This is a genomic window from Roseicyclus sp. (assembly GCF_052168335.1).
Taxonomy (GTDB): Bacteria; Pseudomonadota; Alphaproteobacteria; order Rhodobacterales; family Rhodobacteraceae; genus Roseibacterium.
This window is the reverse complement of the sequence record NZ_JBQLZP010000447.1, coordinates 1-2,749: the sequence shown is the minus strand read 5'-3', so window position 1 is coordinate 2,749 and position 2,749 is coordinate 1. Positions and strand designations below refer to the sequence as shown.

Genomic DNA, 2,749 nt, shown 5'->3' with positions numbered 1-2,749 from the left:
TCGGCCGCGCCGGGGCCTCCGGCGGGAGTTTTTTCCCCAGGATGAAGGAGGGGCGCGGCACCCCAATTCATCCTGGCCGAAAACTCCGGGGGAGCCGGCGCATGCCGGCGGGGGCGGAGCCCCCATTCGACCGCCGGGCCCCCCGCGATGCCGCAAGTTCCGGGTCGCCCGCGACCGCAACGCCGCCTATCCTCGCCGCATGACCGAGGATCACCGCTACCATTACCATGTCATCCGCCGCGCGATCGACGAGATCGACCGGGCCGAGGCGCCGCTGTCGCTCGAGGCGCTGGCCGCCCGGATGTCCATGAGCCCCGCCCATTTCCAGCGCGTCTTCACCGCCTGGGTCGGCGTCAGCCCCAAGCGCTACCAGCAGTACCTCGCGCTCGACCATGCCCGCGCGCTGCTGCGCGAGCGCTTCACCACGCTCGAGACGGCGGGCGCGGTGGGCCTTTCGGGGGGCGGGCGGCTGCACGACCTCTTCCTGACCTGGGAGGCGATGAGCCCCGGCACCTATGCCAGCGGCGGCGCGGGCCTCGCGATCCGCTGGGGCTGGTTCGACAGCCCCTTCGGCCGCGCCCTCGTCATGGGCACCGGCCGCGGCATCTGCGGGCTCGGCTTCGCCGCGGAGACCGGCGAGGAGGCGACCATGGCCGACCTCAGGGGACGCTGGCCGAACGCGGCCTTCGCCGAGGACCCCGAGAGCCTCCTCCCGCGTGTCGAGGCCGCCTTCGGAGGCCGCGGCGAGGTGCCGCTCGCGCTCATCGGCGCGCCGTTCCAGATCAAGGTCTGGGAGGCGCTGCTCAGGGTTCCCTCCGGCGAGGTCACGACCTATTCCGAGATCGCGCGCGCCATCGGCCGCCCGCAGGCCGTCCGCGCCGTCGGCACCGCCGTCGGGCGCAACCCGGTCTCCTGGCTGATCCCGTGCCACCGCGCGCTGCGGAAGTCGGGCGCGCTCGGCGGCTACCACTGGGGCCTGCCGGTCAAGCGCGCGCTCCTCGCCCGCGAGGCGGCGTTCCGCGATGCAGGAGAGGCCGCCGCACCCCGGCGCAGCGCCTGAGCCCCCGGTGCCCGCTGGGCAGGTTTCCGCCCGCGGGCGTTTTCCCCCTGCGCCCCGCGGGATTTGATGTTATGGAGCCGCCGACGACACAGGCGCCCGCGAGGCCGGCCCGGCAGACGGCCGAACGCGGGCGCGACCAGCAAGAGAAGGGCAGACACGAGATGAAGACCTCCGCAAGGCTCACCCTGATCGCCGCCGCGAGCGCGCTCGCGCTGACCGGCTGCGTCTCGAGCAACCCCGACCCGAACGCCAACCGCACCCGCGACGGCGCGATCCTCGGCGGCATGCTCGGCGCCTTCGTCGGCGCCGCCTCGAACGACGAGGACCGGGGCCGCAACGCGGTCATCGGCGCGGCCGCGGGCGCGCTCGCGGGAGGCGCGATCGGCGCAGCGCTCGACCGGCAGGCGCGCGACCTCAGGGCCTCGCTCGAGAACGACAGGATCCGCATCGAGAACACCGGCGAAGAGCTCGTCGTGACCATGCCCGACGGCATCCTCTTCGACTTCGACAGCGCCGCGATCCGCGCCGGCCTCCCGGCCGACCTGCGCGCGCTGGCCCGCAACCTGCAGCAGTACCCGAACACCACCGTGGACGTGGTCGGCCACACCGACTCGCAGGGCTCGGCGGAGTACAACATGGACCTCTCGGCCCGCCGCGCCGCCGCCGTCGCGGGCGTCCTCCTCGAGGAGGGCGTCGCCCCCTTCCGCGTCCGCAGCTTCGGCCGCGGCGAGGATCAGCCGGTGGCGACCAACCTCACCCCCGAGGGCCGCGCGCTCAACCGCCGCGTCGAGGTCATCATCCGCCCCATGGCCGACCGCTGAGACCCGTTCCGGGCGCGCGATCCGCTGGACTCGCGCGCCCGGGTGGTCATACTCCCTGACCAATCCGGGCCGGGGCCCGGCGGGAGGGAGGACACGATGCCGTTCCAGCGCATCGAGGCCGAGAAGCTGTCGCACTCGGTCGTCAGGCAGATCGAACAGCTCATCCTGCGCGGCATCCTCAAGCCCGGCGAGCGTCTCCCCTCCGAACGCGAACTGAGCGAGCGCCTCGGCGTCTCGCGCCCCTCGCTCCGCGAGGCGGTGGCCGAACTCCAGTCCCGCGGCCTTCTCGCCACCCGCGCGGGCGCGGGCATCTACGTGGCCGACGTCCTCGGCTCCGCCTTCTCGCCCGCCCTCATCCGCCTCTTCGCGGCCCACGAGGAGGCGGTCTTCGACTACATCGCCTTCCGCCGCGATCTCGAGAGCATCGCCGCCGCCCGCGCCGCGACCTACGGATCGGACACCGACCTCAAGGTCATCGACACCGTCTTCCGCAAGATGGAGGCGGCGCATTCCAAGCGGAACCCCTCCGACGAGGCCGAGCTCGACGCCGAGTTCCACCTCGCCATCATCGAGGCCAGCCACAACGTCATCATGCTGCACATGATGCGCTCGATGTTCGACCTCCTGCGCGAGGGGGTCTTCTTCAACCGCCAGATCATGTTCCGCAACCGCACGACGCGCGACATCCTGCTCGAGCACCACCGCGCGATCAACGACGCGCTGCAGGCCCGCGACCCCGAGGCCGCGCGCGAGGCGGTCGTGGTGCACCTGAGCCTGATCGAGCGCACCCTCGAGAGCCAGAAGAAGGCCGAGGCGAACGAGGCCGTCGCCCGCCTGCGCTACGCCCACGAGCAGGACCGCTGAGCCT

The 2,749-nt window shown here is 72.8% G+C and carries 3 protein-coding genes; all 3 read left to right on the top strand.

Annotation, left to right across the window (positions count from 1 at the left end; genetic code table 11):
• Nucleotides 1–199: 199 nt before the first annotated feature.
• The 3 genes from ACTS11_RS13605 to ACTS11_RS13595 all read left to right on the top strand — a co-directional run bounded on the left by ACTS11_RS13605 (nt 200) and on the right by ACTS11_RS13595 (nt 2,745).
• Nucleotides 200–1,060 carry a methylated-DNA--[protein]-cysteine S-methyltransferase gene (locus ACTS11_RS13605; RefSeq protein ID WP_442640846.1) on the top strand — a complete coding sequence of 287 codons (861 nt, stop codon included), beginning with the start codon at nt 200–202 and terminating at the stop codon, nt 1,058–1,060.
• A gap of 161 nt (nt 1,061–1,221) precedes the next feature.
• Entirely contained in the window at nt 1,222–1,881 is a 660-nt protein-coding gene (locus ACTS11_RS13600) for an OmpA family protein (protein ID WP_442640845.1), read from the top strand.
• Between the two features lie 96 nt (nt 1,882–1,977).
• A complete protein-coding gene (locus ACTS11_RS13595) occupies nt 1,978–2,745 on the top strand; it encodes a FadR/GntR family transcriptional regulator (RefSeq protein WP_442640844.1) in 768 nt (255 codons plus the stop codon).
• Nucleotides 2,746–2,749: the final 4 nt, after the last annotated feature.